The 25,188-nt window shown below is 67.1% G+C and carries 24 protein-coding genes; 15 read left to right on the forward strand and 9 right to left on the reverse strand.

The genetic code is table 11. From position 1 onward, the window contains the following. Positions 1-138 precede the first annotated feature (138 nt). The gene (gene pgm / locus HNO81_RS10050) at positions 139-1,791 is read left to right on the forward strand and encodes a phosphoglucomutase (alpha-D-glucose-1,6-bisphosphate-dependent) (RefSeq protein ID WP_175317987.1); all 1,653 of its coding nucleotides are present in this window, start codon (positions 139-141) and stop codon (positions 1,789-1,791) included. Here the strand turns inward: pgm and HNO81_RS10055 are convergent. Next, complete coding sequence (locus HNO81_RS10055) at positions 1,781-2,341, reverse strand: hypothetical protein (protein WP_371818214.1); 561 nt, start codon at positions 2,339-2,341, stop codon at positions 1,781-1,783. The genes pgm and HNO81_RS10055 overlap by 11 nt on opposite strands. A gap of 189 nt (positions 2,342-2,530) precedes the next feature. After that, positions 2,531-3,136 (reverse strand): malonic semialdehyde reductase, encoded by a 606-nt coding sequence (locus tag HNO81_RS10060; RefSeq protein WP_175317988.1) that lies wholly within the window; start codon positions 3,134-3,136, stop codon positions 2,531-2,533. A 200-nt stretch (positions 3,137-3,336) separates the two neighbouring features. Here HNO81_RS10060 and HNO81_RS10065 point away from each other — a divergent pair, with 200 nt between their 5' ends. Together HNO81_RS10065 and HNO81_RS10070 are read left to right on the forward strand one after the other, a co-directional pair. Beyond that, positions 3,337-4,689, forward strand: coding sequence for a uracil-xanthine permease family protein (locus HNO81_RS10065; RefSeq protein WP_175317989.1), 1,353 nt, complete (start codon positions 3,337-3,339; stop codon positions 4,687-4,689). A gap of 77 nt (positions 4,690-4,766) precedes the next feature. Beyond that, positions 4,767-5,234: a hypothetical protein gene (locus tag HNO81_RS10070; RefSeq protein ID WP_254703406.1), complete on the forward strand. Its 468-nt coding sequence runs from the start codon at positions 4,767-4,769 to the stop codon at positions 5,232-5,234. Between the two features lie 48 nt (positions 5,235-5,282). On the opposite strand, the gene HNO81_RS10075 is transcribed toward HNO81_RS10070, so the two are convergent. After that, positions 5,283-6,188, reverse strand: a complete 906-nt coding sequence (locus tag HNO81_RS10075; protein ID WP_175317990.1) for an SGNH/GDSL hydrolase family protein — start codon at positions 6,186-6,188, stop codon at positions 5,283-5,285. After that, positions 6,185-7,069: a GAF domain-containing protein gene (locus HNO81_RS10080; protein WP_175317991.1), complete on the reverse strand. Its 885-nt coding sequence runs from the start codon at positions 7,067-7,069 to the stop codon at positions 6,185-6,187. The genes HNO81_RS10075 and HNO81_RS10080 overlap by 4 nt, the downstream gene beginning before the upstream one ends. Positions 7,070-7,345: 276 nt before the next feature. Here HNO81_RS10080 and treS point away from each other — a divergent pair, with 276 nt between their 5' ends. Next, positions 7,346-9,625 (forward strand): maltose alpha-D-glucosyltransferase, encoded by a 2,280-nt coding sequence (gene treS, locus HNO81_RS10085; RefSeq protein ID WP_175317992.1) that lies wholly within the window; start codon positions 7,346-7,348, stop codon positions 9,623-9,625. A gap of 54 nt (positions 9,626-9,679) precedes the next feature. Here treS and HNO81_RS10090 read toward each other — a convergent pair whose 3' ends face one another. Beyond that, on the reverse strand, positions 9,680-10,897 hold the full coding sequence (locus tag HNO81_RS10090; RefSeq protein WP_175317993.1) for an ROK family transcriptional regulator: 1,218 nt from the start codon (positions 10,895-10,897) through the stop codon (positions 9,680-9,682). A gap of 195 nt (positions 10,898-11,092) precedes the next feature. Between HNO81_RS10090 and HNO81_RS10095 the strand changes: the two genes are divergently transcribed. The 9 genes from HNO81_RS10095 to HNO81_RS10135 all read left to right on the forward strand — a co-directional run bounded on the left by HNO81_RS10095 (position 11,093) and on the right by HNO81_RS10135 (position 20,517). Beyond that, positions 11,093-12,184, forward strand: coding sequence for a Gfo/Idh/MocA family protein (locus HNO81_RS10095; RefSeq protein ID WP_217509283.1), 1,092 nt, complete (start codon positions 11,093-11,095; stop codon positions 12,182-12,184). Next, complete coding sequence (locus HNO81_RS10100) at positions 12,181-13,002, forward strand: hypothetical protein (RefSeq protein WP_175317994.1); 822 nt, start codon at positions 12,181-12,183, stop codon at positions 13,000-13,002. The genes HNO81_RS10095 and HNO81_RS10100 overlap by 4 nt, the downstream gene beginning before the upstream one ends. Positions 13,003-13,114: 112 nt before the next feature. Continuing rightward, on the forward strand, positions 13,115-14,437 hold the full coding sequence (locus tag HNO81_RS10105) for an ABC transporter substrate-binding protein (protein ID WP_175317995.1): 1,323 nt from the start codon (positions 13,115-13,117) through the stop codon (positions 14,435-14,437). Between the two features lie 12 nt (positions 14,438-14,449). After that, on the forward strand, positions 14,450-15,412 hold the full coding sequence (locus HNO81_RS10110) for a carbohydrate ABC transporter permease (protein ID WP_175317996.1): 963 nt from the start codon (positions 14,450-14,452) through the stop codon (positions 15,410-15,412). Continuing rightward, the gene (locus tag HNO81_RS10115) at positions 15,412-16,302 is read left to right on the forward strand and encodes a carbohydrate ABC transporter permease (protein ID WP_175317997.1); all 891 of its coding nucleotides are present in this window, start codon (positions 15,412-15,414) and stop codon (positions 16,300-16,302) included. Before HNO81_RS10110 ends, HNO81_RS10115 begins: the two co-directional genes overlap by 1 nt. Before the next feature lie 42 nt (positions 16,303-16,344). Then, a complete protein-coding gene (locus HNO81_RS10120; protein ID WP_175317998.1) occupies positions 16,345-17,103 on the forward strand; it encodes a sugar phosphate isomerase/epimerase in 759 nt (252 codons plus the stop codon). Beyond that, positions 17,100-18,227 (forward strand): Gfo/Idh/MocA family protein, encoded by a 1,128-nt coding sequence (locus HNO81_RS10125; protein ID WP_175317999.1) that lies wholly within the window; start codon positions 17,100-17,102, stop codon positions 18,225-18,227. Before HNO81_RS10120 ends, HNO81_RS10125 begins: the two co-directional genes overlap by 4 nt. 46 nt (positions 18,228-18,273) lie before the next feature. After that, positions 18,274-19,464 (forward strand): Gfo/Idh/MocA family protein, encoded by a 1,191-nt coding sequence (locus tag HNO81_RS10130; protein ID WP_175318000.1) that lies wholly within the window; start codon positions 18,274-18,276, stop codon positions 19,462-19,464. A 51-nt stretch (positions 19,465-19,515) separates the two neighbouring features. Then, the gene (locus HNO81_RS10135; protein WP_175318001.1) at positions 19,516-20,517 is read left to right on the forward strand and encodes a sugar phosphate isomerase/epimerase; all 1,002 of its coding nucleotides are present in this window, start codon (positions 19,516-19,518) and stop codon (positions 20,515-20,517) included. A 94-nt stretch (positions 20,518-20,611) separates the two neighbouring features. Here HNO81_RS10135 and HNO81_RS10140 read toward each other — a convergent pair whose 3' ends face one another. Together HNO81_RS10140 and HNO81_RS10145 are read right to left on the reverse strand one after the other, a co-directional pair. After that, a complete protein-coding gene (locus HNO81_RS10140) occupies positions 20,612-20,974 on the reverse strand; it encodes a hypothetical protein (protein WP_175318002.1) in 363 nt (120 codons plus the stop codon). Between the two features lie 58 nt (positions 20,975-21,032). Further along, a complete protein-coding gene (locus tag HNO81_RS10145) occupies positions 21,033-21,932 on the reverse strand; it encodes an SDR family oxidoreductase (RefSeq protein ID WP_175318003.1) in 900 nt (299 codons plus the stop codon). Between the two features lie 221 nt (positions 21,933-22,153). Between HNO81_RS10145 and HNO81_RS10150 the strand changes: the two genes are divergently transcribed. Together HNO81_RS10150 and HNO81_RS10155 are read left to right on the forward strand one after the other, a co-directional pair. After that, on the forward strand, positions 22,154-22,672 hold the full coding sequence (locus tag HNO81_RS10150; protein ID WP_175318004.1) for a DUF6328 family protein: 519 nt from the start codon (positions 22,154-22,156) through the stop codon (positions 22,670-22,672). Positions 22,673-22,675: 3 nt separating this feature from the next. Continuing rightward, a complete protein-coding gene (locus HNO81_RS10155; RefSeq protein ID WP_175318005.1) occupies positions 22,676-23,338 on the forward strand; it encodes a DUF6766 family protein in 663 nt (220 codons plus the stop codon). Between the two features lie 22 nt (positions 23,339-23,360). On the opposite strand, the gene HNO81_RS10160 is transcribed toward HNO81_RS10155, so the two are convergent. Both HNO81_RS10160 and HNO81_RS10165 read right to left on the reverse strand, forming a co-directional pair. Continuing rightward, positions 23,361-24,485 (reverse strand): glycerate kinase, encoded by a 1,125-nt coding sequence (locus HNO81_RS10160; RefSeq protein ID WP_175318006.1) that lies wholly within the window; start codon positions 24,483-24,485, stop codon positions 23,361-23,363. 74 nt (positions 24,486-24,559) lie between these two features. Further along, entirely contained in the window at positions 24,560-25,006 is a 447-nt protein-coding gene (locus tag HNO81_RS10165; RefSeq protein WP_175318007.1) for a hypothetical protein, read from the reverse strand. Positions 25,007-25,188: the final 182 nt, after the last annotated feature.

Genomic DNA, 25,188 nt, shown 5'->3' on the forward strand with positions numbered 1-25,188 from the left:
CGGAACGGGCGGTATATAGGTACTTTCGCGGCGGTGTACTCAGGTTGACTACTTGGTTTGTACCGTCACGGCAGGTCACACCGTCCGGATTCTGGGCGGATCGTTTTGACTCATGCCAGGTTCTGGCATGCTGTAGCCATGGCTAGCCGCGCGGGCACAGTTGCCCAACCCCAGGACCTTGTTGACATCACTGCGCTCCTTGACGCGTATTACGACATCGCGCCGGACCTCAGTGATCCCGGCCAGCGTGTGGTGTTCGGAACATCCGGGCACCGGGGATCCAGCCTCAAGGCCTCCTTCAATGAGCCGCACATCGTGGCCATCACCCAGGCCATCGTGGAGTACCGCGCGGCGCAGGGCGTCACGGGCCCGCTGTTCCTCGCCAAGGACACCCACGCACTGAGTGAGCCGGCCCAGAACTCGGCCCTTGAGGTCCTCGCCGCCAACGGCGTCCAGGTGCTGGTGGATGCCCGGCACGGCTACACCCCTACGCCGGCACTGAGCCATGCCATCCTCACGTACAACCGCCAGGCGGCGCCCGGCGCACCGCAGGCTGACGGCATTGTGGTGACGCCCAGCCACAACCCCCCTGCCGACGGCGGTTTCAAGTACAACCCCCCGCACGGCGGACCGGCCGACTCGGACGCCACGGGGTGGATCGCCAACCGCGCCAATGAGCTGCTGGAAAACGGCCTGCGGGGCGTGAAGCGGATTCCGCTGGCCGACGCGCAGTCCGCGGACACCACCGGCAAGTTCGACTTCCTCTCCAGCTACGTGGACGACCTTCCGTCCGTCCTGAACCTGGACGCCATCCGCGAGGCCGGTGTACGGATCGGCGCAGACCCCATGGGTGGCGCCTCTGTTGACTACTGGGGCGAGATCGCCGAACGCCACCACCTGGACCTGACCGTGGTGAACCCCACGGTGGATCCGCAGTGGGCATTCATGACCCTGGACTGGGACGAGAAGATCCGCATGGACTGCTCCTCGCCGTCCGCCATGGCTTCGCTGATCCAGCGGATGTCCGCCGGCGGATCCACCTTCGACATCGCCACCGGCAATGACGCCGACGCAGACCGCCACGGCATCGTCACCCCGGATGGCGGGCTGATGAACCCCAACCACTACCTCGCCGTGGCCATCGACTACCTGTACCGCAACCGCAGCGGCTGGAACCCGGCCTCGGTGGTGGGCAAGACCCTGGTCTCCTCCTCGATCATCGACCGAGTGGCGGAGAGCCTGGGCCGCAAGCTCGTGGAGGTCCCGGTGGGCTTCAAGTGGTTCGTCCCCGGCCTGCTGTCCGGCGAAGGCGCATTCGGCGGCGAGGAGTCCGCCGGCGCCTCCTTCAACAAGCTGGACGGCAGCGTGTGGACCACGGACAAGGACGGCATCCTGCTGGCCCTGCTGGCGTCCGAGATCACCGCCGTCACGGGCAAGTCCCCGTCGCAGCTCTATAAGGGCCTGACCGACCAGTTCGGGGCACCGGTCTACGCCCGGATCGACGCCGCCGCCACGCGTGAGCAGAAGGCGAAGCTGGGCAAGCTCTCCGCCGCGGACGTCACTGCCACGTCGCTGGCCGGCGAAGAGATCACAGCCAAGCTCACCGAGGCTCCCGGAAACGGCGCCCCCATCGGCGGCCTGAAGGTGGTCACCGAGAACGCCTGGTTCGCCGCCAGGCCGTCCGGCACCGAGGACGTGTACAAGATCTACGCCGAGTCCTTCAAGGGCGAGGAACACCTGAAGCAGGTCCAGGCAGAGGCAAAGGCGCTGGTGGACAGCGTCATCGCCTAGCTTTCACCTTCGCGGCTCCACAGCCGGAGGCGCGCCTGATGGCGTGGTCGCCACCGGGAGCCATGTCCACCAGGGCGACGCGGTCAAGCACGACGGCGTCGCCCGGGTGGAGGCGCTTGCCACCGTGGTGTGAGACGTGGGGACGGTATCCGGCGAGGGTGTGGGCGGGTGTCAGGATTCTTCCGTCCACGCTGCCGACCACGGCAACCAGCTGCCCGTGCAGCCCCTGCAGGTCCTGCTGGGGCTCGATGAGGCTGACAGGCACCGAACCGTTGCGCCCGAACGCGGCGTCCTCCCCTAACCTGAGCGCGGCACCCAGCGCTGCGGCTGCCGGGGCGTCCGCGAGCGCGGCGATGCGTTCGGCGGTGTCCGCGGCGTCCCTGGTGCCGGTGCCGGTGCCGGTGGCGCCGGTGGTGGCGGCAGCGCCGGCGTCGTACCGCAGGTCAAACCGCACCAGCGTAATGTGCAGCGGCCAGTCCGCCCGCGGGAATACCTGGCCTTCGGCCACGGGCTCGACAAAGGCCACGAAAATCAGGTTCCGGGTCGGCATGCCCCAGTCTCCCACCCGCCCCATTAAACCCGCGCTCACCTCTGGCAATGAACGTTCAAACGCCCGCTCACGTCTGACCGAAAAACAGCAAACGCCCGCTCACCATGGTGAGCGGGCGTTTGCTGAAAGGACGCCAAAAGTGAGCGGGCGTTCGGGAAAAAGACGCCAAACTTGAGCGGACGTTGAGGACTAGACGGTGCGGACAGCCTCGCCGTAGGAGTACTTGGGCTTGGCTTCGCCCCAGGCATCCGCGCCGGGCCGGCCGATGTTGACCACCATGAAGCTCTTCTGGTCGCCGGCCGGGAAGAAGGCGGCGTCGATCGCGGCGAAGTCCGCGCCCGTCATGGGGCCGGCGGCGAAACCGAGCGAGCGGACGGCCAGCATGAAGTAGCCGGCCTGCAGGTGGGCGTTGTTGTTGCCCGTGGCTGCGGCGAGGGCCGGATCGGCGTCGTACATGGCCTTGGGGGCGTTGTAACCGGGGAGGAAGCTGTCCCACTTTCCGGCCCAGTCAGTGTCGTAGCTGAGGATGGCCACGAGCGGCGCGGACGCCGTCTTGGCCTGGTTGCCGCGGGACATGGCATCCACCAGGGTGGCGCGGGCCTCTGCGGAGCGGACGTAGGTGACGCGCAGCGGCTGGGAATTGAAGGCAGTGGGGCCGAACTTGGTGAGTTCGTAGATGGCCTGGGCCTGTTCCTCGGTTACCTCGCCGGTGAAGGTGTTGGCGGTGCGGGCCTGGGCGAAGATGGCGTCCACGGCTGCTGAATCGATAACCGCTTCTTCGTGGGCAATAGTCATTGGCATACCTTTCGCTGCGCCGCCCGCCTGCCGGGGAGGCCTTTGTTGCTTTCTATAGTTGCAACTTCAAGTTCCTTCGCCCTCTTCCCGTGACGCCAGGTGACCTTGGCCACAGCGGGCGCCCTGGAATTACTTGGCGGTATTCTGGATCGAGTTGATCTCCGCCCCTCCGCGGCACCCCCTGAAAGGCATTCCTTCCCATGAGCATGCTCGGAATCAAATGGAAGCTGCACGGCACCGGCAAAACCATCAAGCCCGGCCAGGTGGTGGCCCCCGACGAGCGGCTGGCGTGGCCCCTGACCATCGGCGTGGGCATGCAGCACGTGGTAGCCATGTTCGGCGCCACCTTCCTGGTCCCCATCATCACCGGGATGCCGCCCGCCACCACCCTGTTCTTCTCCGGCATCGGCACACTTCTGTTCCTGGTCCTCACCAAAGGCCGGGTGCCCAGCTACCTTGGCTCAAGCTTCGCATTCATCGCCCCCATCACGGCCTCGCAGGCGCAGTTCGGGATTCCCGGCGCGCTGGGCGGCGTGGTCCTGGCCGGTGCCACCCTGGCCCTGGTGGGTGCGGTGGTGCAAAAGTTTGGTGCCGGCTGGATCAACCGGCTAATGCCACCCATCGTCACCGGTGCCATCGTGGCGCTGATCGGCCTGAACCTGGCCCCCGCCGCAAAGCAGAACTTCGACGCCGCCCCCATCACCGCCCTGGTCACCCTGGTCACCATCATCCTGGTCAGCGTCCTGTTCCGCGGCATCCTGGGCCGGCTCAGCATCCTGGTGGGCGTGGTGGTGGGCTACGTGGTGGCCATGTTCCGTGGTGAGGTGACGTACGACAAGATGGACGCCGCAGCCTGGATCGGCCTGCCGCACTTCCAGACCCCCGAGTTCCATATCGGCGTCCTGGGCCTGTTCGTCCCTGTGGTCCTGGTGCTGGTGGCGGAGAACATCGGCCACGTGAAGTCGGTTGCCGCCATGACGGGCCAGAACCTCGACGGCGTCTCCGGGCGCGCCCTGATGGCCGACGGTGCAGCCACGGTCCTGGCCGGCTTCGGCGGCGGCTCCGGCACCACCACCTACGCGGAAAACATCGGTGTCATGGCCGCCACCAAGGTGTATTCGACGGCGGCCTACTGGGTTGCGGGCATGTTCGCCATCCTGTTGAGCTTCTCGCCGAAGTTCGGCGAACTGATTGCCACCGTCCCGGCCGGCGTGCTGGGCGGCGCCGCCACCATGCTGTACGGCATGATCGGCATCCTGGGCGTCAAAATCTGGGTACAGAGCAAGGTGAACTTCTCCAACCCCGTCAACCTGACCACGGCCGCAGTCGCCCTGATCATCGGCATCGCCGACTACACCTGGACCATCGGAGACCTGAAGTTCACCGGCATTGCCCTGGGTTCCGCGGCCGCACTGGTGATTTACCACGGCATGAAGGCCATCGCGAAGGCCCGTGGAACGGTGGCCGAGCCTGAAACGGAACCGGGCGTGCTGCCTCCTGCGGTGAAGTCGGCGCTGAACGCCGCATCGAAGCGGTCGCCGAAGAAGCGCTGAGCCTGCGCACGTCGGGGCAGCCCGGAAGGGCCCCGGTGTAGGTTGGAAGGACGTCAAGCACTACGTTCGGGGGATCCATGCTTGAGAGTTTCATGCGCCTGCCGCGGCCAACACCGCCGGCGAACCACCGCGACGTCCAACAGTCCGACCTGCCGCCGGAGCAGATCCGCGCCCTGGACCCGGTGCCCAAAGGCCGCCTGGCGGCCTGCGTTATCGCCTTCCTTCTGGGCTGCTGGATGCTTGCAGTACCCGTGGCGCTCATTGACCAGCTCAAGGACGCACCCGGGCCGGGGGCTGCCATCGTTTCCGGAATCGTCGCCGCCCTGGGCGTGGCCACAGCCGGCGTCGCAGGGTTCCTGTTCTTCAACGCCCGGGACCGCCGCAGGCCATGGTCCGTAGTGCTCATCGGCGCCCTGGCCGGATCTGTCATTGCCGCAGGGCTGTCAGTGTTCCAGCCCGGATACGGCCTGCTGCTGGCAGCCCCGGCCGTCCTGGCGGGCGTCCCTGCACTCGTTGTGATGGCCAGGGACGCCCGCCGTCCCTGAATTCGATCCGCCTTCCGGCGCCACGGCAGGCACGGCAGGCACGGACACCTACGCTGCCTGCCCCTCCGGCGCAGGACCGCCGGACACTCCAGGCTGCAGGTCCGCACCAGGGTGGCCGGGCGGGAACGGTCCAGGCCGGCCAAGCCCAAACACAGGCTCCGGCAGCGGCCGCTTGGCCGCGAGTCCGTCCAATTGGCGGGGACGCAACTGCTTGAGCACCCAGGGAACAAAATACTGGCGCGCCCAGACCAGGTCTTCAGCCCGGGCCTGCGTCCACCCATGGGCCGGGAGCGGTCGCGGCTGGTGCGGTTTTAGCGCATGCGCCACCCCCAACGCGTCAAGGGTGGCCACGGCCACGGAATGGTGCCCCAGCGGGGACAGATGCAGCCGGTCAGGATCCCACATCAGCGCGTGCTGAAGCTCCGGCAGGCACCAGAGGTCCACCATGATGGCGTGGTGCCGCGCCCCGATGCTGTGCAGGTGCTCGTTGTAGACCGCCACGCGTCCGCGGATCTTGCCGAAGACAGGCGTTTCGCCCCAGTCGGGACCTGCGTAGAGCAGCACGGTGGCACCGGTGGCTGCCAGGATGCCGACAGCCTCGTCGATCTTTTCCGCCAGCTTGTCCGGATCGCCATGGCGGAACACGATGTCGTTGCCGCCGCCGGACATCGCAATAAGGTCCGGTTTCAGGGCCAGGGCCGGCTCCAACTGCACGTCGAGGATCTCCTTCAGCAGCATGCCGCGGATGGCCAGGTTGGCGTAGGCGAAGTCCGGCTGGCTGCCCGCGAGTTCCTCAGCTACCCGGTCGGCCCAGCCACGGAGACCGCCCAGGCTACCCGGCTCGGGATCGCCGATGCCCTCGGTGTAGGAATCCCCCAGGGCAACGAACCGGTGCCAGGGATGCCTGGCGGGTCCTCCTGCAGCAGAGCGAAGCTCCTGCTTCCCCATAGTCATGCCGTCCTCCCTTCCGCCGCCGGCGGGGGTTCCTTCCCCGCTGCAGCATCCTTCCGGGGCGACGTTCCGGCTGGAAAGTCCCGCCCCGCCGCCGACGGCCGCGGAAGTTCCGCCACGCCGTCGTACGCTTCCGGCCGCCGGCCTGAAACCGGCGCCGCGCCACGGTCCATGCCGCTGGGCGCCACCACGTTCAGCGCCGCATCCCGCAGGTCCACCTCATGGTGCAGCGCCTGGGTCTGCAGGAAGCGCAGCGCGCCCTCCCTGCTGAGTCCGTATTCGTTCATGAGGCTGCGCACCGCCAGGTCCACCAGGACCAGGGAACTTTGGACGACGGCGAGCCCGGCCGTCGCTTCGGCGCGTTCGGCAGTCCGGACTACCACGCGGAGCGCACGGGACACCTGCCGCGCGTAGCTCTGTCCCCGCACCAGGTCATCGCTGGTGAAGGCATGCGGGAACGCTGCGTAGAGGGTGATGGCCGCGCTGGTGGCGCCTTCGGTAAGGATGGGGACGGAGAGCAGGGACTGCACGCCGTGGAGGGCGGCGGCGCTGGAATACCCGGGCCAGCGCCGGTCCCGCCCCAGGTCGGAGAGCAGGACGAATTCCCCGGTGCGCACGGCTTCCATGACCGGGCCGTCCGCAAACGAGCACTGTTCGCGGTCCGCTTCACGCGCCTGCTCCGTGCTGGCCGCGAGGGTGCGCGCCTTGCCCAGGCGGAAGAGGGTGGCCGCCCAGCCGATGCTGCGGCGCTCACCTTTGATGCCCGTCATGAGGTCACGGGTGACGTCCCAGAGGAAGTCTTCGACATCCTTGCTGTCGAAAACCGGCTCCGGCGTAACTGGAAGCGGTCCCCAGCCAACCTGCCCCGTAGGATCAGCGGCCATGTTCCAGTCCTGCCATCAGCGCTTCGGCCCACTGCAAAACCTTTGCTCCAAGAATACGGCCCGGCGGTCCGCCGGTGGGGAAAACCGGCAAAAGAGGGGGGATTCATCCGCTTAGGGAGGAGCGGCGCGCCGGTCTACCTTCCGGCGGCTCTGCCGGGCAGTAGCATCGGGAGGGGGAACACCGAATACTCCCTGCTCGCTTGGGTACCTGACCCTGGGCAAGGGGTCCAGGTGCATCCATGCCAGCACGGAAACGAGCAATGGAAAGAGGAGCTTATGCGGGAGCCGGACACCAGCGAGCGTACTTCAGAAGCGGATGCAGCAGCGGATGCCAGCGCGGAAGTGGAAGAGGACGCTGCTGAGCCGTCACCGGAACTGGAGGTCACCTTCGACGAGCAGTTCTTCGCGGCCCGGCCCAAGGCATTGCGGCCCATCGCCCGCCGGCGGCAGTTCGTCGGCAGCAGGCCGTCCTTCGAATTCGATGGGCGGAATGCAGCGTACGTCGAGTGGCTCCGCAACCAGGCCATGCTGGGCGATGCCAATACCCTGGCACGGCAGTTGTCCGGCCAGGCCAGCATGTGGCAGAACTCGTACGCGCACCCCAACCCCCGGGCCGCCGTCGAACGCGCCTCTGTGTGGTTCACCGCCTACCCGCTGTCCTTCATCACCCGGACCGGCCAGTCCTTCCTCTCCGCCCTGGGCGACCCCGAAATGTGGAAGGCGTTCCGCGAAATCGGGATCCGCGGAATCCACACCGGGCCGGTGAAACTTGCCGGCGGCATCAGCGGCTGGTCCCACACCCCCAGCGTGGACGGGCACTTTGACCGCATCAGCATGGCGATCGACCCCGTCTTTGGCACCGAAGAAGAGTTCCGCAGCATGTGCGAGGTGGCCGCCGCACACGACGGCACCGTGATTGACGACATCGTCCCCGGCCACACAGGCAAAGGTGCGGACTTCCGCCTGGCCGAGATGAACTTCCGCGACTACCCGGGCATCTACCACATGGTGGACATTCCGGAAGAGGACTGGAACCTGCTCCCGGACGTCCCGGAGGGCGCGGATTCTGTCAACCTCAGCCCCGATTCGGAGCAGGCGCTGCAGAAGGCCGGCTACATCATCGGCAGGCTGCAGCGGGTTATCTTCTATGAACCCGGCGTCAAGGAAACCAACTGGAGTGCCACGCGGCCCATCGTGGACACCACCGGCAAGACCCGCCGCTGGGTCTACCTGCACTACTTCAAGGCCGGCCAGCCCTCCATCAACTGGCTTGACCCCACCTTCGCCGGCATGCGCCTGGTGGTGGGCGACGCGCTGCACTCGCTGGTGGACCTTGGTACGGGGGCGCTGCGCCTCGATGCCAATGGCTTCCTGGGCGTGGAAAAGAGCGCGGAGGAGCAGCCCGGCTGGTCCGAGGGCCACCCGCTGTCCGAGGCCGCCAACCAGCTCATCGGCTCCATGATCCGCAAGGTGGGCGGGTTCTCCTTCCAGGAGCTGAACCTGACCATTGACGACATCAAGGCCACCTCTGAATCAGGCCCGGACCTTTCCTACGACTTCATCACCCGGCCGGCGTACCACTACGCCCTGGTCACCGCGGACACGGAGTTCCTGCGCCTGACCCTGCGCCTGTCCATGGAAATCGGGGTGGACCAGGCCTCGCTGGTGCACGCCCTGCAGAACCATGACGAACTCACCTACGAGCTGCTGCACTTCGCCGCCGGGCACCGGGACGAAATGTTCGAGCTCAACGGCGAGGAACTGACCGGCGCCCAGCTGGCCGAAAACGTGCAGCAGACCCTGCGGGACCGGCTCACCGGCGAAAACGCGCCCTACAACGCCGTGTTCACCACCAACGGCATCGCCTGCACCACGGTCAGCTTCATCATGGCGGCCCTGGGAATCAAGGACCCGGCCACCGTCACCCCGGAGCAGGAGGGGCAGATCCGGGACGTCCACCTGCTGCTGGCCATGTACAACGCCCTGCAGCCCGGCGTCTTCGCCCTGTCCGGCTGGGACCTCACCGGCATCATGGCCCTGGACCGCAGCAGCGTCGGCGAGCTCACCTCCCAGGGTGACACGCGCTGGATCAACCGCGGCGCGCACGACCTCATGGGGACCAGCCCGGACGCCACCAATTCGTCGGCCGGGATGCCCCGGGCCCGCAGCCTGTACGGCTCATTGCCGGACCAGCTGCAGGACCAGGACTCGTTCGCCCGGCGCCTCCAGCGGATCCTGGCCGTGCGTGAGGACAACGGGATTGCCACCGGCACCCTGCTGGACGTGCCCGAGGTCTCCAACCGCGCCGCGCTGGTGCTGGTGAACCGGCTGGCGGACGGGGCCCTGCAGGTGACTGCCCTGAACTTCTCCGGGCAGGACATCGCCGGCAGCATCCAGTCCAACGAGCTGCCCTCCGGCGCCAACGTCCAGGACCTGTTCAGCGGGGAAACCGTGGGGCAGGTGGATGACCTGCACAGCTTCTTCCTGGAACTGCCGGCCTACGGCGGTACCGCCCTGCTCTTGACCGAGGCTCCGGAGCCGGAAGAGGAAGCCTAGAACCGCCGTCCGGGTGGGGCCGGAAGGACTCTGGCCCCACCCGGCAATGGCGCCTCACCCGGCAATGGCGCCTGCCAGCGTGGCTTCGATGATGGCGGGCGAGAGCACGTACTGGGTGACCAGCTTGCTCGCGCCAAGCACGGCGGCCTGGCCTCCGGCGTGGGAAACGTTGATGCGCAGGTGCGAGGTGGCCAGCGGCGGGGAGCGCCGGTAAACCACTTCACGGATGCCGGCCACCAGGTGCTCCCCTGTTTCGCCCATGCTGCCGCCCACCACAATGACGGAGGGGTTGAGCAGGTTGACCACGGTGGCCAGTACCTCACCGATGTCCCGACCGGCCTGGCGCAGGGCCTGGATGGCCTGCAGGTTGCCGTCGGCGGCCAGCCGGAGGACGTCGGAGCCCTTGGCCACGTCCAGTCCCTGGTTCCGGAGGGAGCGCACGACGGCGGGACCTGAGGCGAGCGCCTCAAGGCACCCGTAGTTTCCACAGGCACAGAGGACATCCGCGCCCCGCGCCACCTGGACGTGCCCCAGGTCGCCGGCGGTGCCGTTGGCCCCGCGCTGGAGTTCCCCGTTGCTGATGATGCCGGAGCCGATGCCGGTGGCCACCTTGACGAAGAAAAAGTTGTTGTGCTCCGGCCAGTGGGCGGACTGCTCCCCCAGGGCCATGATGTTCACGTCGTTGTCCACCAGCACGTGGACAGGCAGGGACCGCTGGACGTAGCTGACCACATCGAATCCGTCCCAGCCGGGCATGATGGGCGGCTTGACCGGCTTTCCGGTGTCGTGTTCCACGGGACCGGGCAGGCCGATGCCGATCCCGGCAAGTTCCGCGGCAGTGCGGCCGGCCGAGGCCAGCAGTTCCTTTCCCTGCGCCACCACCTGGTCCAGTACGGCTTCCGGACCGTCCGCCACCTGCTGTGCCAGCCGGCGTTCCGCCAGGACCTTCCCGCCAAGGTCGGTGACCGCGACGATCAGGTGCGTGGCCCCTACGTCCACGGCCAGGACCAGCCGGGCGGACGGGTTGAAGGCAAAGCGCGACGGCGGCCTGCCACCGCTGGAGAGCGCCTCCCCTGCTGGCCCCACCAGGCCGGACAGCATGAGGGCGTCGATCCGGGAGGCCACCGTGGAGCGGGCCAGTCCCGTACTCAGGGCGAGTTCGGCACGGGTGCGTGCCCTGCCGTCGCGGAGCAGCTGGAACAGGTCGCCTGCCCGCGACAGGCTGCCGACATCGGCGTCTTTTCCGGCCAGCCTGCCCGTCGTTGAAGTCATGTCTAAGTCATAACACTGTTACTTAGTGCTGTCATTACGGCAGAAGAACGACGCGACACAAACAACTTTTGCTTGACGCGCGGCAAAAGTAGATCTACGTTGTGATTCAGGGCACATCCACCGCCCGGATACCAACCATCCACCGCAGTGATCCCGCCACCATCCAAGAGTCCGCTTACAAAGAGGTAATTGACCTTGTCCCACATTGCAGCGCCAGCAGGCCGGCCCCTCGGCGTCGGCTTCCTCGGCGGCGGCCCCGTCACCCAGGCGATCCACCTGCCGGCACTGGCGCGGCTCAAGGACATCCTGGAAGTGCGGCACGTGATGGATGTGGACCCCGGCGTGGCCTCCTCAGTGGCGGCGCGCGTTGGTGCCGCCTCCAGCACCAGCATGGCGGCCGTCCTCGAGAATCCGGAGGTGGACATCGTGGCGATCTGCAGTCCCCACCAGTTCCACGCCGAACAGGTCATTGCCGCCTGCCGCGCCGGAAAGAAAGCGGTCCTTTGCGAGAAGCCGTTCGCGATGAACGGTGACGAGGCAGCCAGGATCGCGGAAGTCAGCGCCTCCACCGGCGTGCCGATCGTGGTGGGCGCCATGCACACTTTCGATCCCGGTTGGCTCGCTGCCGAACAGCACTGGGGCGACCTACCCGCGCAGGCACACACCATCCGTTCCTCCATTGTCCTGCCGCCCAACGCCCGGTTCGAGGACTTCGCCACCGAGATCATCACCCGCCCCGCCACGGGGACGCCCGATTATTCGGACATCGAGGTCATCAAGGGCATGATGCAGGGCGGCATCATGGGCCTGGCCATCCACGACCTTCCCCTGGTGCGGCGTTTCACACCGGACTACGACGAGATCGAAGTCCTCCAGGCGCGGCACGTCCGGCCGTTCGGCTACGCCGTCTCGCTCCGCACCCCAACCCGCGTCATCGAACTGCGGGCAGTCATGAACAACACCTGGAAGCCCGCGTGGACCTTCGAAGCCATAAGTGACGACTCCGCGCTCCGCATCGACTTCACGCCGTCCTATGTCCAGGCAGGCTCCGCCGTGGCCACCTTCTCCCGCGGCAGCGAAACCACCACCTTCGGCCCTTACGGCCACAACGGCTACGAGGGCGAGTGGCGCGAACTGGCTGAACTTGCCCGCGGGACCCGCCGGGCCCCCTCTGCCCAGGCCCTGATCGACGACCTCACCTTTGCCTTGGCCATCTCCGGCGCCACCGTCCAGAACGCGGCCGCCGGGCACCCGGGCGCCACGCAGACCGCGGGAGCCACGGCATGAGCACTTACACAGTGACGGCAACGCCGGAGGCCGAAGAATCGGGCGCGGTGGCCCTGGCTGTCGCCTCCCTTCCGGCAACGTTCGGCCCCGCACCCGCGGGCGGGGCAGCCGACATCGCGGTTATTGCAGGCGGGGCGGGCTGGACCGCCGAAGCCGTGCGGGCCGTGCGCTCCGGTTCGCGCGGCGTCCTGGTGGTGGATCCCGTCCCCGAGGAAACCGCGCAGCTGGCGGACGCTGCCCAGGCTGCCGGTGCCGCCGTCGTCCTCGACCTGCACTGGGCTTCCAGCCCCGCACTCGTCGGCAATGACGGCGCTCCTGACGCCCGCAGCGCTGTACGCGGCGCCCTGGGCACAGCGTCACTGCTGGACTCTGTTGCCACGGCAGCACCGGGGACGGACGTGCGGCAGCTCCTGGCCAGGCACCTCGCCGCGGTACTCGCCGTCTGCGGGCAGCTGCAGGGAGCCGGCGTCATCCGCAGCAACGCCACCGGATACGCGGTCTCCGCCACGCTGGCCAACGGGGCCCCGTTCACCGCCCAGGGCGTTCTCACCGCCGCCCGTCCGGCCGGCGTCGCCATCCACCTCTACACCGCCGACGGCGGAGTGGACGTCCGGGTCCCCGATCCGGACGCCGCGTGGCCCGCCGAGGTCAGGGTCACGGGGGCCCAGGGCGAACTGTTGCTTCCCACCTTGTACGAATCCGCCCACCGGGCAGCCTGGCGGCGGCTGAAGAACCATCTCAGCGCCGGCACCCGCCCGGAAGACCTGGCCGGGTTTGCCCGGCTGACCGACCTCTCCGCAACCCTCCGTCCCACGTAACCAGCCCACCGATACGCAACCGAACAAGCAGTCCAGTCCCACCTCCACTCTCAACGATGAGCAGGACCGCACCAACGGCGCACAGCGCAAGACGGTCCCGAAAGGACACACCATGAACGCAACTTCCGAACGCCGCCCCTTTTCCCGGCGCGGTTTCCTGGGCCTGACGGCTGCCGCCGCCGCAGCACCCCTGCTTGCCGCCTGCGGAGGCGGCTCTGCGTCGCAGGGAGGCGGAGGCGGGGCCGGCGGAACCGTGAAATTCTGGGACATGCCATGGGCAACGCCGGCCTACAACGATGCCGCGAAGGGCATCGCGGAGGGCTTCTCCGGTGCCAACGGCGCCAAGGCGAGCTACCAGATCATCCAGTGGAACAACTTCTACCAGACCTTCTCCTCCGCGATCGCCTCCAAGACGGGCCCGGCGGTGTCCACGGGCGGCGGCTTCCAGGCGTTCCAGTTCGAGCAGCAGGGCCAGATCGCCTATGCGGACAAGGTGATCGACAAGCTGAAGGCCAACGGCCAGTTCGATGACTTCCTGCCCGGCGTCCTGGACCCGTTCAAGTCGGACAAGGGCTACGTGGCTGTCCCGTGGCAGCTGGACATGCGCGTCTTCTGGTACCGCAAGTCCCTGTTCGAGAAGGCCAACGTTGCCCTGCCCACGGACTGGCCGTCCCTGCTGGAAGCGGGCAAGGCACTGAAGAAGGTGGGCGCGTTCGGCTTCACCACCGGCGCGGGCGCAGGCAACAACTACGCCAACCACTCCATGATCATGATGATGGTTAACAACGGCGGCGGCGTCTGGAACAAGGACGGCGAGCTGGACCTGATGAATGACCGCAACGTCGAGGCCATGGAGTTCGTCCTGGAACTGGTCTCCAACGGCATCATCGACCCGGCCGCCGTCAGCTACACCACGGACAACATGTCCGCCCAGTGGAAGGACGGCAAGGCCGGCTACGGCCTGTTCCAGGTGAACGTTCCGCAGCGCGTGGGCGACACCTCGGGCGACCTGCTGGTGGCCGATCCCATCACCGGCCCGCACGGGGACAAGGCCACGCTGGTCTTCCCGAACAACATCATGATGTACACCAACACCCCGTCGCAGGAGGCCTCGGAAGAGTTCCTGGTGTACTACCTGGGCCAGCTGAAGCAGCTGTGGCAGAAGAAGCTGATGTCCGCCCTGCCGGTCTTCAAGTCGATCACCGAGATGCCAGAGTTCGCCGACGATCCCAACAACGTCAAGATCGTCAAGGAATGGCAGCCCATTGCCAAGACCTTCGCCGCCCAGGGCAGCACGCTCAATGCCAACCTTGCAGCCCTCGACGGCGGGCAGGCACTGAACCAGTTCAGCCAAACCATCATCACCGGCAAGGCCGACGCCAAGACTGCCCTGCAGACCTTCCAGTCCGGTCTTGAATCCGTGCTGAAGAAGTAGGTCCGAGCGCCCATGTCCAGCACCACCACCCAGTCCGGCCTTAGCCGGGCCCGCCGCGGGCTTGCCCCCGGCGGGCCCGGGGCCGTCCCCGGAAAACGCAAGAGCAAGCTCTCCGCCCAGGCCACCAGGACGTTCTTCTGGCTCCTGCTCCCCTCCGTCGTCCTGCTTGTCCTGATCCACGGCTACCCGCTGATCTACGCCGCCGTCCAGGCCACGCATGACGGAGACCTGCTCCAGACCGGCAACTTCGTGGGCGGCCAGAACTTCGCCACCGTCCTCAGCTCGCCGGCATTCTGGAAAGCTGCCCAGTTCACGCTGTGGTTCACCATTGTGGGCGTCTTCGGGTCATGGCTGGTGGGGCTGGGCCTGGCCCTGCTTCTCCGCACCAAGATTCCGGCCGGCGGCACCTTCAAGGTCCTGCTGCTCCTGCCCTGGGTGGTGCCCATCGTGGTGTCCTCCACCGCATGGAACTGGCTGGTGGCCACCCCGGACAGCCTGATTCCGTCGATGTTCCGGAACCTGGGCATGGGCACTCCGCTCTTCCTGGCAGATCCCACCCTGGCGTCCGTCACCGTGATGGCGTTCAAGGTGTGGGTCAGCTTCCCGTTCATGATGATGATGATCTCCGCCGCCCTGGCGTCGGTGGACACCACCGTCTACGAGGCAGCCAGCATGGACGGCGCCAGCCGCTGGCAGCAGTTCACCCAGATCACCCTGCCGCTGATTGCCCGCTCCACGTACATCAGCTGGATCCTGATGACCATCTTCTGCGTCAACGACTTCCCCACCATCTACCTGCTCACCGGCGGCGGCCCGGTCAATGCCACCACCTCCCTGGTGGTCCTGGCTTACCGGACCGTGTTCCAGGACTTCGCCACCGGCCCCGGCGTGGCCATCGCCTTCCTCATGACCATGACCCTCGTGGTCATCTCGGTCATCCTGTACCGCCAGATCCGAAAGTCGAGCGTCGAATAATGAGCGCAGTCCTCCACGCCCACCCCGAGTCCGGCCCCACACTCGGCATCGACGGCGGCAAACGGCCCAGGGTCCTCTCCGAAGCAGGCCAGCGGGGCCGCTGGTGGCGCTTCGCGGCAATCCTCATCATCACGGGGATCGTGCTGGTGCCCATCATGGTCACCGTGCTGCTGGCCTTCACGCCCGGGCCCAACAGCACGGCCACCGGCCTGACGTTCGAGAACCTCAGCAACGTCTTCTCCAAGACCCTGGCCGCCACCTGGCTCAAGAACAGCCTGATCACCACCCTGTCCACCGTGGTGGTGTCCGTGGCCGTGGCCGCACCTGCCGGCTACGTCCTCTCCCGCGGCCGCAGCAAGGCAGTGTCCGGGTACTCGCTGCTGCTGTTCGTCATGCAGTCCCTGCCCATCATCACCTCGGTGGTGCCGCTGTTCATCCTGTTTGCCGGCATGGGCCTGGTGGACAACCTCCTGGGCCTGACCATCATCTACGTGGGTTCCACCATGACCGTGGCCACCTGGATGATGGCTGCCTACTTCGATTCCATCCCGATCAGCCTCGAGGAAGCATCCTGGATCGACGGCTGCTCCGTTTTCGGTTCGTTCACCAAGGTGGTCCTGCGGAACTCGCTCCCCGGGGTGCTCTCCACCGCGATCTTCGCCTTCCTCCTGGCCTGGAACGACTACCTGGTGGCCATCGTGTTCCTGCGGTCCAACGAAATCTTCACCCTTCCCATGGGCGTGCAGTCCTTCTTCCAGCAGAACGCCACGGACTGGACCTCCGTCATGGCCCTGGCCGTGGTCATGATGCTCCCGCCCGTTATCGTTTTCGCCACGCTGAACAAGTACTTCAGCGTCGGCGGCATCGGCGGCTCCCTTGCCGGCCGCTGACACAAGCCCACAAAGATCCACCACAGAACGCTAAGGAAACCTATGTCCTACTCACTCCAGCTCTATACCCTGCGCAACGCCATCGCGGAGGACCTTCCGGGCACCATCAGGAAGGTTGCAGAAATCGGCTACACCCAGGTTGAGCCCTACAACTTCGTGGCCACCGCCAAGGAACTCGGTGCCGCGCTGAAGGACAACGGCCTCACCGCGCCTTCCGGCCATGCGCCGCTGATGAGCCAGGACCAGGACGAAATCTTCGCCGCGGCCAAGGAACTGGGGATCACCACGGTGATCGACCCATTCCTGCCCGCCGAGCACTGGCAGAAGGCCGAGGACATCCAGGCCACCGCGGCCAAGCTCAACGCCGCCGCCCGGAAGGGCGCGGAATACGGAATCCGCGTGGGGTACCACAACCATGCCTGGGAGCTGGAGTCCTCCATCGAGGGCCGCACCGCCCTGGAGTATTTCGAATCCCTGCTGGACCCGGAGCTGGTCCTGGAAGTGGATACCTACTGGGTTGCCGTGGGCGGCCAGGACCCCATCGACATCCTCGCCAACCTTGGCGACCGGGTGAAGTTCATCCACATCAAGGACGGCCCCCTGAACCGGGACAACAAGGCACAGCAGCCGGCCGGCCAGGGCAAGGTCCCGGTCATGGACGTCATCGCCGCCGCGAAGTCCCTTGAAGTGGGCGTGGTGGAGTTTGACGATTACGACGGCGACATCTTCGAGGGCATCGCCCAGAGCCTTGCGTTCCTGCAGGGCAACAGCAGCACCGCAGCCGAAGGAGCCAACGCATGAGCACCCCCGCGAACAAGCCGGCCCGCAGCGGCCCGGTGGGCGTCGGCGTCATCGGCGCCGGCGTGATCAGCAAGCAGTACCTGGACAACCTCACGGCGTTCCCGGACTTGAAGGTCCACGTCATCGCCGACCTCTTCGAGGATGCCGCCGAGGCCCGCGCCAAGGAATACGGCATCCCCGAGTGGGGTGGGGTGGACAAGGGACTGAACCACCCCGACGTCGAAATCATCGTCAACCTCACCATTCCCGCAGCGCACGTGGAGGTGGCCACTGCCGCCGTCAACGCGGGCAAGCACGTCTGGACGGAGAAGCCGTTCTCCCTGGACCGCGAATCCGGGCTGGGCCTGCTCAAAACCGCCGACGCCGCGGGCATCCGCCTGGGCTGCGCCCCGGACACGTTCCTGGGCGCCGGGGTCCAGACGGCACTGCGCATGATCAGGCGCGGCGACATCGGCACCCCGCTGACGGCGCTGACCACGTTCCAGACCCCCGGCCCGGAATCATGGCACCCCAACCCCGCCTTCCTCTTCCAGCACGGCGCAGGCCCGCTGTTCGACATGGGCCCCTACTACCTGACCACCCTGGTCCAGGCCTTCGGCTCCATCCGCAAGGTAGCTGCCGTCGGCTCCAAGGCCAAGGACGTGCGCGTGATCGGCTCCGGACCCAAGGCCGGCGAAGAGTTCACCGTCGAGGTACCCACCCATGTCTCCGCGATGGCCCAGTTCGAATCCGGCGCCTCCTCGCACAGCGTCTTCTCCTTCGAGTCCCCCCGCACCCGCATGGGCTTCGTGGAGATCACCGGCACCGAGGCCACCATCTCGCTGCCGGACCCCAACTACTTCACCGGCGACATCAAGCTCTGGCGTGCCGGCGACGAGGACTGGACCACCGTCCCCGCCACTGGTCCCGCCAACGGCCGCGGCATGGGCGTCCTGGACATGGCCCGCTCCATCCGGGCCGGTGTGCCGCACCGTGCCACGGGTGACCTGGCGTACCACGTCCTGGACACGATGGTTTCCATCTCGGAGTCCGTCGATTCGGGCACCTTCGTCAACGTCGAAAGCTCCGCCCCGGCTTCCGCAGCCCTCCCTGAGGACTGGGCGCCGGAAACCGCAACCATCTAACCCGGCAAAACCCGTCCAGCAAGCAGGAAGCACGCAGGAACGCATCATGACCACACCCGCACACCCGTCCGAGCCCCCGGCCTCCCCACGGACTTCGCGCCCGGTTTCCCGTCCACTGGGGGTGGCCGCCATTGGGTATGCCTTCATGGGCAAGGCCCACTCCAACGCGTGGCGGAACGTGGCCGGTTTCTTCGACGTCCCGGCTTTCGAGCAGAAGGTGCTCGTTGGCCGGGACGCCACAGCGGTGGCAGAGGCTGCCGCAAAGTACGGATGGGCGGAATCGGCTACGGACTGGCGCACCGTGATCGAGCGGGACGACATCGACATCGTGGACATATGCGCACCGGGCTGGATGCATGCGGAGATCGCCATCGCGGCCCTGGAGGCCGGCAAGCACGTCCTGGTGGAAAAGCCCCTGGCCAACACCCTGGCCGAGGCCGAACTCATGACCGCCGCCGCCGCAAAGGCCCGGGCCCGCGGCGTGCAGTCCATGATCGGGTTCAACTACCGCCGCGTCCCGGCCCTGGCCCTGGCCAGGGAACTCATCGCGGAGGGCCGGCTGGGCGCCGTCCGCCATGTCCGGGCCGCGTACCTGCAGGACTGGCTCGCCGATGCCCAGGCACCCATGACCTGGCGGCTGCGGAAGGAAACCGCCGGGTCCGGTGCGCTCGGCGACATCGCCTCCCACGCCATCGACCAGGTCCTGTTCCTCCTCGGCGACCAGGTCACCGAGGTATCCGGCAGGCTTAACACCTTCGTGGACCAGCGTCCGGGGCCGGACGGCGCCGAGGCTGTCACGGTCGACGACGCCGCCTGGGCCACGCTGTCCCTCACCTCCGGGGCCATCGCCTCAGTGGAGGTCTCCCGGGTGGCCACCGGGCGGAAGAACAGCCTCCAGATCGAGGTCTACGGCGAGAAGGGCAGCCTGCTGTTCGACCTGGAAAACCTCAACGAGCTCGGTTTCCTTGACGCCACCGTCCCGGTCCGCGAACAGGGCTTCCGCCGCATCCTGGTCAACGAGCCCGTCCACCCGTACCTTGAAGCGTGGTGGCCGCAGGGGCACATCATCGGCTGGGAACACACGTTCACCCACCAGATCCGCGACTTCCTCACCGCCATCAACGACGGAACCCAGCCCTCGCCGTCGTTCGAAGAAGGACTGAACGTCCAGCACATCCTGAACGCCGTGGAGGAATCCGCGGCCAACAAAAGCACCCTCACCGTCGTCCGCCGCTAACGCCCGCACAGTAGAGCCCGCCACCCCCGTCCTTCAGCCAAGGAGCCCCGCATGCCCCGCCCGTTTACCCTGTTCACCGGCCAGTGGGCCGACCTGCCCCTCGAAGAAGTGGCCCGCCTCGCCTCCGGCTGGGGCTACGACGGCCTGGAAATCGCCGTCTCCGGCGACCACCTGGACGCCTGGCGCTGGGACGAGCCGGGGTACGTCGAGTCAAAACTCGAACTCCTGGACAAGTACAACCTCAAAGTCTGGGCCATCTCCAACCACCTCAAGGGCCAGGCCGTCTGCGATGACCCCATCGACTTCCGCCACCAGGCCATCGTCGGATCCAAGGTCTGGGGCGACGGCGACCCCGAGGGCGTCCGCCAGCGCGCCGCCGAGGAAATGAAACACACTGCCCGACTCGCCAAAGCCCTCGGCGTGGACACCGTGGTCGGGTTCACCGGTTCCGCCATCTGGCAGTACGTCGCCATGTTCCCGCCCGTCCCGGAAAAAGTCATCGACGCCGGCTACCAGGACTTCGCCGACCGCTGGAACCCCATCCTGGATGTCTTCGACGAAAACGGTGTCCGGTTCGCCCACGAAGTCCACCCCTCCGAAATCGCCTACGACTACTGGACCACCGTCCGCACCCTCGAGGCCATCGGCCACCGCAAAGCGTTCGGCCTGAACTGGGACCCCTCCCACATGATGTGGCAGGGCATCGACCCTGTCTCGTTCATCTGGGACTTCAAGAACCGGATCTACCACGTGGACTGCAAGGACACCAAGATCCGCCAGACCGGACGCAACACGGTCATGGGCTCCCACCTGCCCTGGGGCGACCCCCGCCGCGGCTGGGACTTCGTCTCCGCAGGGCGCGGCGACGTCCCCTGGGAAGCCTCGTTCCGGGCCCTGGCTGCCATCGGCTACAACGGCCCCATCAGCATCGAATGGGAGGACGCCGGCATGGACCGGCTCCACGGCGCCCCCGAAGCCCTGGCAGCGCTCAAGAAATACGATTTTCCCGCGTCCCAAACCAGCTTCGACGCCGCCTTCAGCAGCAAGGACTGAGCCCCCCGCGGGCGCGCAGCCTGCTTAAGCGCCGAAAGCCCCCGTTTCACTGCCCGGGCGGGCAGCGAAACGGGGGCCGGTCAGCGGAGCCGGCCTATCCGGCGTCGAAGCTTTCGTCGTCGTCGTTGGGCGATTCCTCCTGCGGCAGGTCATTTCCGCTTCCGTCCGGAATACCGGTGGCTTCCTGGCCGGATTCCGACGAAACCGGTGAGGAGCCCTGGGAGTCGTCATTCGACTCGTCGATCTCCGCGGCGCTGGAGGGGAGGTCCATGTCATGCGGGACTTGTTCCTGGCCTGCTCCGGACTGCGGTTCATTGGTGTCGGCGCCGGCGGACGAAGCGCCCCCGTTGCCGGACGGCTGGCCGCCCTGGGTGCCGGCAGCCTCCTGCTCGGCGGTGGGGGTGCCGTAGCCGCCCGGGGCCGACTCGGGTTCAGCCTGCTGATTTTCCTGCGTCATGCTTCCTCCTGTTGTGCGTTGCCGATAATGCTGGTCTGTGTGTACTGCCCGGTGGTGCCTACAGCCCCTTGCCGCCCGTGACCGGGAGGACTGCGCCGGAAATGTAGGAGCCGTCCCCGGATGCGAGCAGGACGTAGGCCGCAGCCAGTTCGGCGGGTTGCCCCGCGCGCTCCAGCGGCGTGTCCTGGCCGAAGGTGGGCAGTTTGTCCGGCCATTCGGTGGCGGGGATCAGGGGTGTCCAGATGGGGCCGGGAGCCACCGCGTTGACGCGGATCCCCTTCGGGCCGAGTTCCTGGGCCAGGGCTTTGGTGAAGGCCACCTGCGCCGCTTTGGTCATGGCGTAGTCAATGAGCTCCGGCGAGGGGTTGAAGGCCTGGATGGAAGCCGTGGTGATGATGGACGCCCCGGCCTCCAGATGCGGCACGGCGGCGCGCGCCGACCACAGCAGCGAGTACAGGTTTGTCCGGAAAACCCTGTCGAACTCCTCGGTGGGAAGGGTCTCCAGGCTTTCCCGGTTCTTCTGGTAGGCCGCGTTCAGCACCAGGACGTCGAGCCGCCCAAACTCGGCGACGGTATCCTCCACGATGCGGGTACTGAAGGCCTCCTCACGCCCGTCGCCGGAAAGGAGCAGGGCCCGGCGGCCGGCTTTCCGGATCCACTCAGCGGTGTCCTGCGCGTCTTCTTCCTCCTCCGGCAGATAGGAGATGGCGACGTCGGCCCCTTCCCGAGCGAATGCGATGGCCGCGGCTTTTCCGATGCCGGAGTCTCCGCCGGTGATGAGGGCTGCCTTGCCGCGGAGCCTGCCGTGTCCCTCATAGCTGAGTTCCCCGTGGTCCGGCTTGGGGTCCATGGGGGCCGTGAGCCCGGGCTGCTTCTGTTCCTGCTCGGGGAAGGGACCCGAGTGGTAGCCGCCGCGCGGATCCGCCGGCTGGCTTGTCTGCTTGTCCGTGTCGCTCATAGTCCGCCTGCCTGGTGTCGGTTGGCTGTGTCGATCCAGCGAAGGGCCCCGCCGTACCGTGCCCTTCGACGCTATCCCGGGCAGCGGAGCGAATCCACCACCACGGGTAATAATAAGTAAACTTACCAAATGTTATTGCGGACGCAACGGCCGGGCTTGTTTCTGGGTACGGGAGGAGTAGAAAGAAGACCTGGACCGCCGCCGGAAATGAAGGAGCGCCGATGTCCGAAGTGGAGGACTACACCGGCCGAACGGGCCGGAACGAAACCCGGGAAGAGCAGCTGGACCGCAACTGGGCCGAACTCCTTCAGGAGCTGCGCGTCCTCCAGACCGGAGTCCAGATCCTGGCCGGCTTCCTGCTGACACTGCCGTTCCAGCAAAGGTTCGAAAAGCTGGACGACTGGGAGGTTGGCCTCTACCTCGCCAACGTGGTGGTTGCCGCCCTGACCACTGCCTTCATCCTCCTTCCGGTCAGCGTGCACCGGCGGCTCTTCAGGAAACGGCTCAAGGAAATGCTGGTCTCAAGCGCCGACACCATCACCAAGATTGCCCTCGGCGGCATCGCCCTTCTGAGTGCGGGAACCGCCGCCCTGGTCTTCGATGTCGCGGCAGGAAGGTCTGCCGGGGTGATGGCCGGCGGTGCGCTTCTGGGGGTCATGGTGGTGATGCTGGTGTTCGTTCCGCTTCGCCTGAACAAACGGGCCACCGGGAGGATCCTGCCGGCCGACAACAAGGAGTGAGTGATGCGTAAGTGGGCCAGGGAGCACGGTCTGCTGCTAGCCAACACAGGCCTGTTCCTCGCGTTCTTCGTGGGGATGGTCCTTTCGGGTGCCGCCTCCTACAGCGAGGACCAGCAGGCCCACGGCCAGCCTGCCGTCTCTGTCCTGCAGTTCCTGGGGACCGGCGCGTTCGTTGAGGCCACGTTCGAGAACTGGGAATCGGAGTTCCTGCAGATGGGCATGTACGTGGTCCTCACGGTCTTCCTCTTCCAGAAGGGTTCATCCGAGTCCAAGCCGATGGACAGGAAGGCGCCACAGGACCAGGACCCGCGGGAAGCGTCCGTCAGCAGCGCCGCGCCGTGGCCGGTCCGGCGCGGCGGCGCGGTGCTCAGGTTGTACGAGCACTCGCTGTCAATCCTGTTTTTCGGCCTGTTCCTTGCCTCGTTCCTCCTCCACGCGGCGGGCGGCGTGGACGAGTACAACCAGGACCAGCAGGCCCATGGCCAGCCCGCCATTACGTTCCTGCAGTACCTGGGCACCAGCCGCTTCTGGTTCGAGTCCTTCCAGAACTGGCAAAGCGAGTTCCTGGCGGTCGGCGTCCTGGTGGGGGCGTCGGTCTACCTCCGGGAAAAGGGGTCCCCGGAATCGAAGCCCGTTGCCGAGCCGCATTACCAGACCGGCACCTAGGAGAAGTCCAACGCCCTGCGGCCTACGCGCCTTCGAGCACCTGGCTCGTTGCCCAGGCCAGGTATTTCCCGGCGTTTGCCACGGCGTCCTCCGGGCCCGACGCCACGTCCAGCAGTTGGGCCGCGGCCACCACGCCGTGACCGGCCAGGTCCTCGAAGGTCACCAGGATCCTGCCGGCCACCACAATGACGGGAATGCCGCGGTCCCGGGCCGCGTCCGCGAGCGCGATCGGCGCCTTGCCGGTCAGTGACTGGGAGTCCATGGACCCTTCGCCGGTAATCACCAGGTCCGCCTGGTCAAGCTGGCCGGCCAGCCCGGTCAGCCCCGCCACCAGCGCAAAGCCGCCTTCCAGCGTGGCGCCGGTGAAGGCAAGGAACGACGCCGGGAACCCACCGGCGGCGCCTGCCCCGGGGACGTTCACGTCCCGGCCCGTTGCTTCCCGAAGCATCGACGCCCAGTTGCGCAGCCCGGCGTCGAGCATTTCCACCGCGTCCTGGTCCGCGCCTTTCTGCGGGCCAAAGACGTGGGCCGCCCCGGACGGCCCGTACAGCGGATTGCGGACGTCGACGGCGATGCGGAAAGTGGTGGCGGACAGCCGGGGGTCCAGCCCGCCCGTGTCCAGGGCTGTCACATCGGCCAGCGATCCTCCGCCCAGGGGAACGACATTCCCGGCCGAATCCAGTGGCTTCAGGCCCAGGGCGCGCAGGGCCCCGCTGCCGCCGTCCGTCATGGCGGAACCGCCCAGGCCCAGGACAATCTCGGTGGCGCCGGCATCGAGGGCTGCGGCGATGAGCTGTCCGCACCCGTAGCTGTGGGCCCGCAATGCATTCGCGGGGGTCGGTTCCATGTCCGCGAGGCCGGATGCCTGCGCCGTCTCGATGACAGCGGTCACCTTGCCGTCGCCGGCCTTGTGGATGGCCCATGCGGCGCCCAGCGGAGCGAGAATGGGGCCCACCACCGCGTTCAGCCGCTCCTCGTAGCCTGCCGCCACCGCCGCCTCCAGGGTGCCCTCGCCGCCATCGGCGATGGGAAACTGGGTGGCTACGGCGTCCGGATACACCCGGAGCGCCCCCTCAGCAATCGAGGCCGCGGCCTCCGCCGCCGTCAGGGAGCCCTTGAATTTATCCGGAGCGATGAGAATGCGCATGCGCTCCATCATGCCAGCACCACAATGGAAAGCGCTTGCCAGCACCACAATATGACCATGCGGCCCCTGCTGGATCAGGCAGGGCGGCGCAGTTCGGACCGGTAGGACTCGTCCTCCGCGGCAGGGGAACCCGCGCGGCCGGGCGCCTCCAGGTCCGGCCGGCCCTCCGGCGCCGCCATGAGGGGCACCGCGAAGGTCACCACGGGCCTGCCGCCGGCGTCATCGGCCGCCCGGATGGTCAGGCTCCTGGTACCCGCCGGCACCGACGGCGTAAAGACCTGGAGATTGCGGGCGCCAACAGTGGCCGATTCCTGCAGCGTGTAGTCGGTTCCGAAATGGTCCTGGAGCACAAGCTTTGGCTCGGGGACGCCCGCCGAGGGAAGGTGGATGTTTACCACCAGCCCTGCCGCCCACACCTCTACGGACAGGATGGTGAATTCGGCGGCAGGGGTGACATGCCGTCCATACGTAGGGGGCAGCAGCATCCGGCGAAGCTCGCCGGGTGGAATGAGGTTGCTCATGATGGTTCCTGTGGGTCTTGCGCGGGTCGATGGCGTTCAGTGTGAGGGAGCCGATGGTGCGGACCCATCGCTCCCAGCCGGCGCGGCCTCCCTTTCGCCTCGGGACTGATCAGTAAGTCTACTTACCATGGAGCCTCCGGATCCGACCCCTGTCAAGCGGCCTGCGGACCTGCTGTGGATAT

The organism is Pseudarthrobacter sp. C4D7 (assembly GCF_013359725.1).
Taxonomy (GTDB): Bacteria; Actinomycetota; Actinomycetes; order Actinomycetales; family Micrococcaceae; genus Arthrobacter.

Excerpts from the sequence above, each read along its gene's own strand:
- HNO81_RS10090 (WP_175317993.1), bottom strand. The coding sequence starts at position 10,897 with ATGACTTCAACGACGGGCAGGCTGGCCGGAAAAGACGCCGATGTCGGC.
- HNO81_RS10130 (WP_175318000.1), top strand. The coding sequence starts at position 18,274 with ATGACCACACCCGCACACCCGTCCGAGCCCCCGGCCTCCCCACGGACT.
- HNO81_RS10125 (WP_175317999.1), top strand. The coding sequence starts at position 17,100 with ATGAGCACCCCCGCGAACAAGCCGGCCCGCAGCGGCCCGGTGGGCGTC.
- HNO81_RS10060 (WP_175317988.1), bottom strand. The coding sequence starts at position 3,136 with ATGACTATTGCCCACGAAGAAGCGGTTATCGATTCAGCAGCCGTGGAC.
- HNO81_RS10100 (WP_175317994.1), top strand. The coding sequence starts at position 12,181 with ATGAGCACTTACACAGTGACGGCAACGCCGGAGGCCGAAGAATCGGGC.
- HNO81_RS10155 (WP_175318005.1), top strand. The coding sequence starts at position 22,676 with ATGCGTAAGTGGGCCAGGGAGCACGGTCTGCTGCTAGCCAACACAGGC.
- HNO81_RS10135 (WP_175318001.1), top strand. The coding sequence starts at position 19,516 with ATGCCCCGCCCGTTTACCCTGTTCACCGGCCAGTGGGCCGACCTGCCC.
- HNO81_RS10160 (WP_175318006.1), bottom strand. The coding sequence starts at position 24,485 with ATGCGCATTCTCATCGCTCCGGATAAATTCAAGGGCTCCCTGACGGCG.
- HNO81_RS10165 (WP_175318007.1), bottom strand. The coding sequence starts at position 25,006 with ATGAGCAACCTCATTCCACCCGGCGAGCTTCGCCGGATGCTGCTGCCC.
- HNO81_RS10055 (WP_371818214.1), bottom strand. The coding sequence starts at position 2,341 with ATGCCGACCCGGAACCTGATTTTCGTGGCCTTTGTCGAGCCCGTGGCC.
- HNO81_RS10120 (WP_175317998.1), top strand. The coding sequence starts at position 16,345 with ATGTCCTACTCACTCCAGCTCTATACCCTGCGCAACGCCATCGCGGAG.
- pgm (WP_175317987.1), top strand. The coding sequence starts at position 139 with ATGGCTAGCCGCGCGGGCACAGTTGCCCAACCCCAGGACCTTGTTGAC.
- HNO81_RS10075 (WP_175317990.1), bottom strand. The coding sequence starts at position 6,188 with ATGACTATGGGGAAGCAGGAGCTTCGCTCTGCTGCAGGAGGACCCGCC.
- HNO81_RS10145 (WP_175318003.1), bottom strand. The coding sequence starts at position 21,932 with ATGAGCGACACGGACAAGCAGACAAGCCAGCCGGCGGATCCGCGCGGC.
- HNO81_RS10080 (WP_175317991.1), bottom strand. The coding sequence starts at position 7,069 with ATGGCCGCTGATCCTACGGGGCAGGTTGGCTGGGGACCGCTTCCAGTT.
- treS (WP_175317992.1), top strand. The coding sequence starts at position 7,346 with ATGCGGGAGCCGGACACCAGCGAGCGTACTTCAGAAGCGGATGCAGCA.
- HNO81_RS10105 (WP_175317995.1), top strand. The coding sequence starts at position 13,115 with ATGAACGCAACTTCCGAACGCCGCCCCTTTTCCCGGCGCGGTTTCCTG.
- HNO81_RS10150 (WP_175318004.1), top strand. The coding sequence starts at position 22,154 with ATGTCCGAAGTGGAGGACTACACCGGCCGAACGGGCCGGAACGAAACC.
- HNO81_RS10070 (WP_254703406.1), top strand. The coding sequence starts at position 4,767 with ATGCTTGAGAGTTTCATGCGCCTGCCGCGGCCAACACCGCCGGCGAAC.
- HNO81_RS10115 (WP_175317997.1), top strand. The coding sequence starts at position 15,412 with ATGAGCGCAGTCCTCCACGCCCACCCCGAGTCCGGCCCCACACTCGGC.
- HNO81_RS10065 (WP_175317989.1), top strand. The coding sequence starts at position 3,337 with ATGAGCATGCTCGGAATCAAATGGAAGCTGCACGGCACCGGCAAAACC.
- HNO81_RS10110 (WP_175317996.1), top strand. The coding sequence starts at position 14,450 with ATGTCCAGCACCACCACCCAGTCCGGCCTTAGCCGGGCCCGCCGCGGG.
- HNO81_RS10140 (WP_175318002.1), bottom strand. The coding sequence starts at position 20,974 with ATGACGCAGGAAAATCAGCAGGCTGAACCCGAGTCGGCCCCGGGCGGC.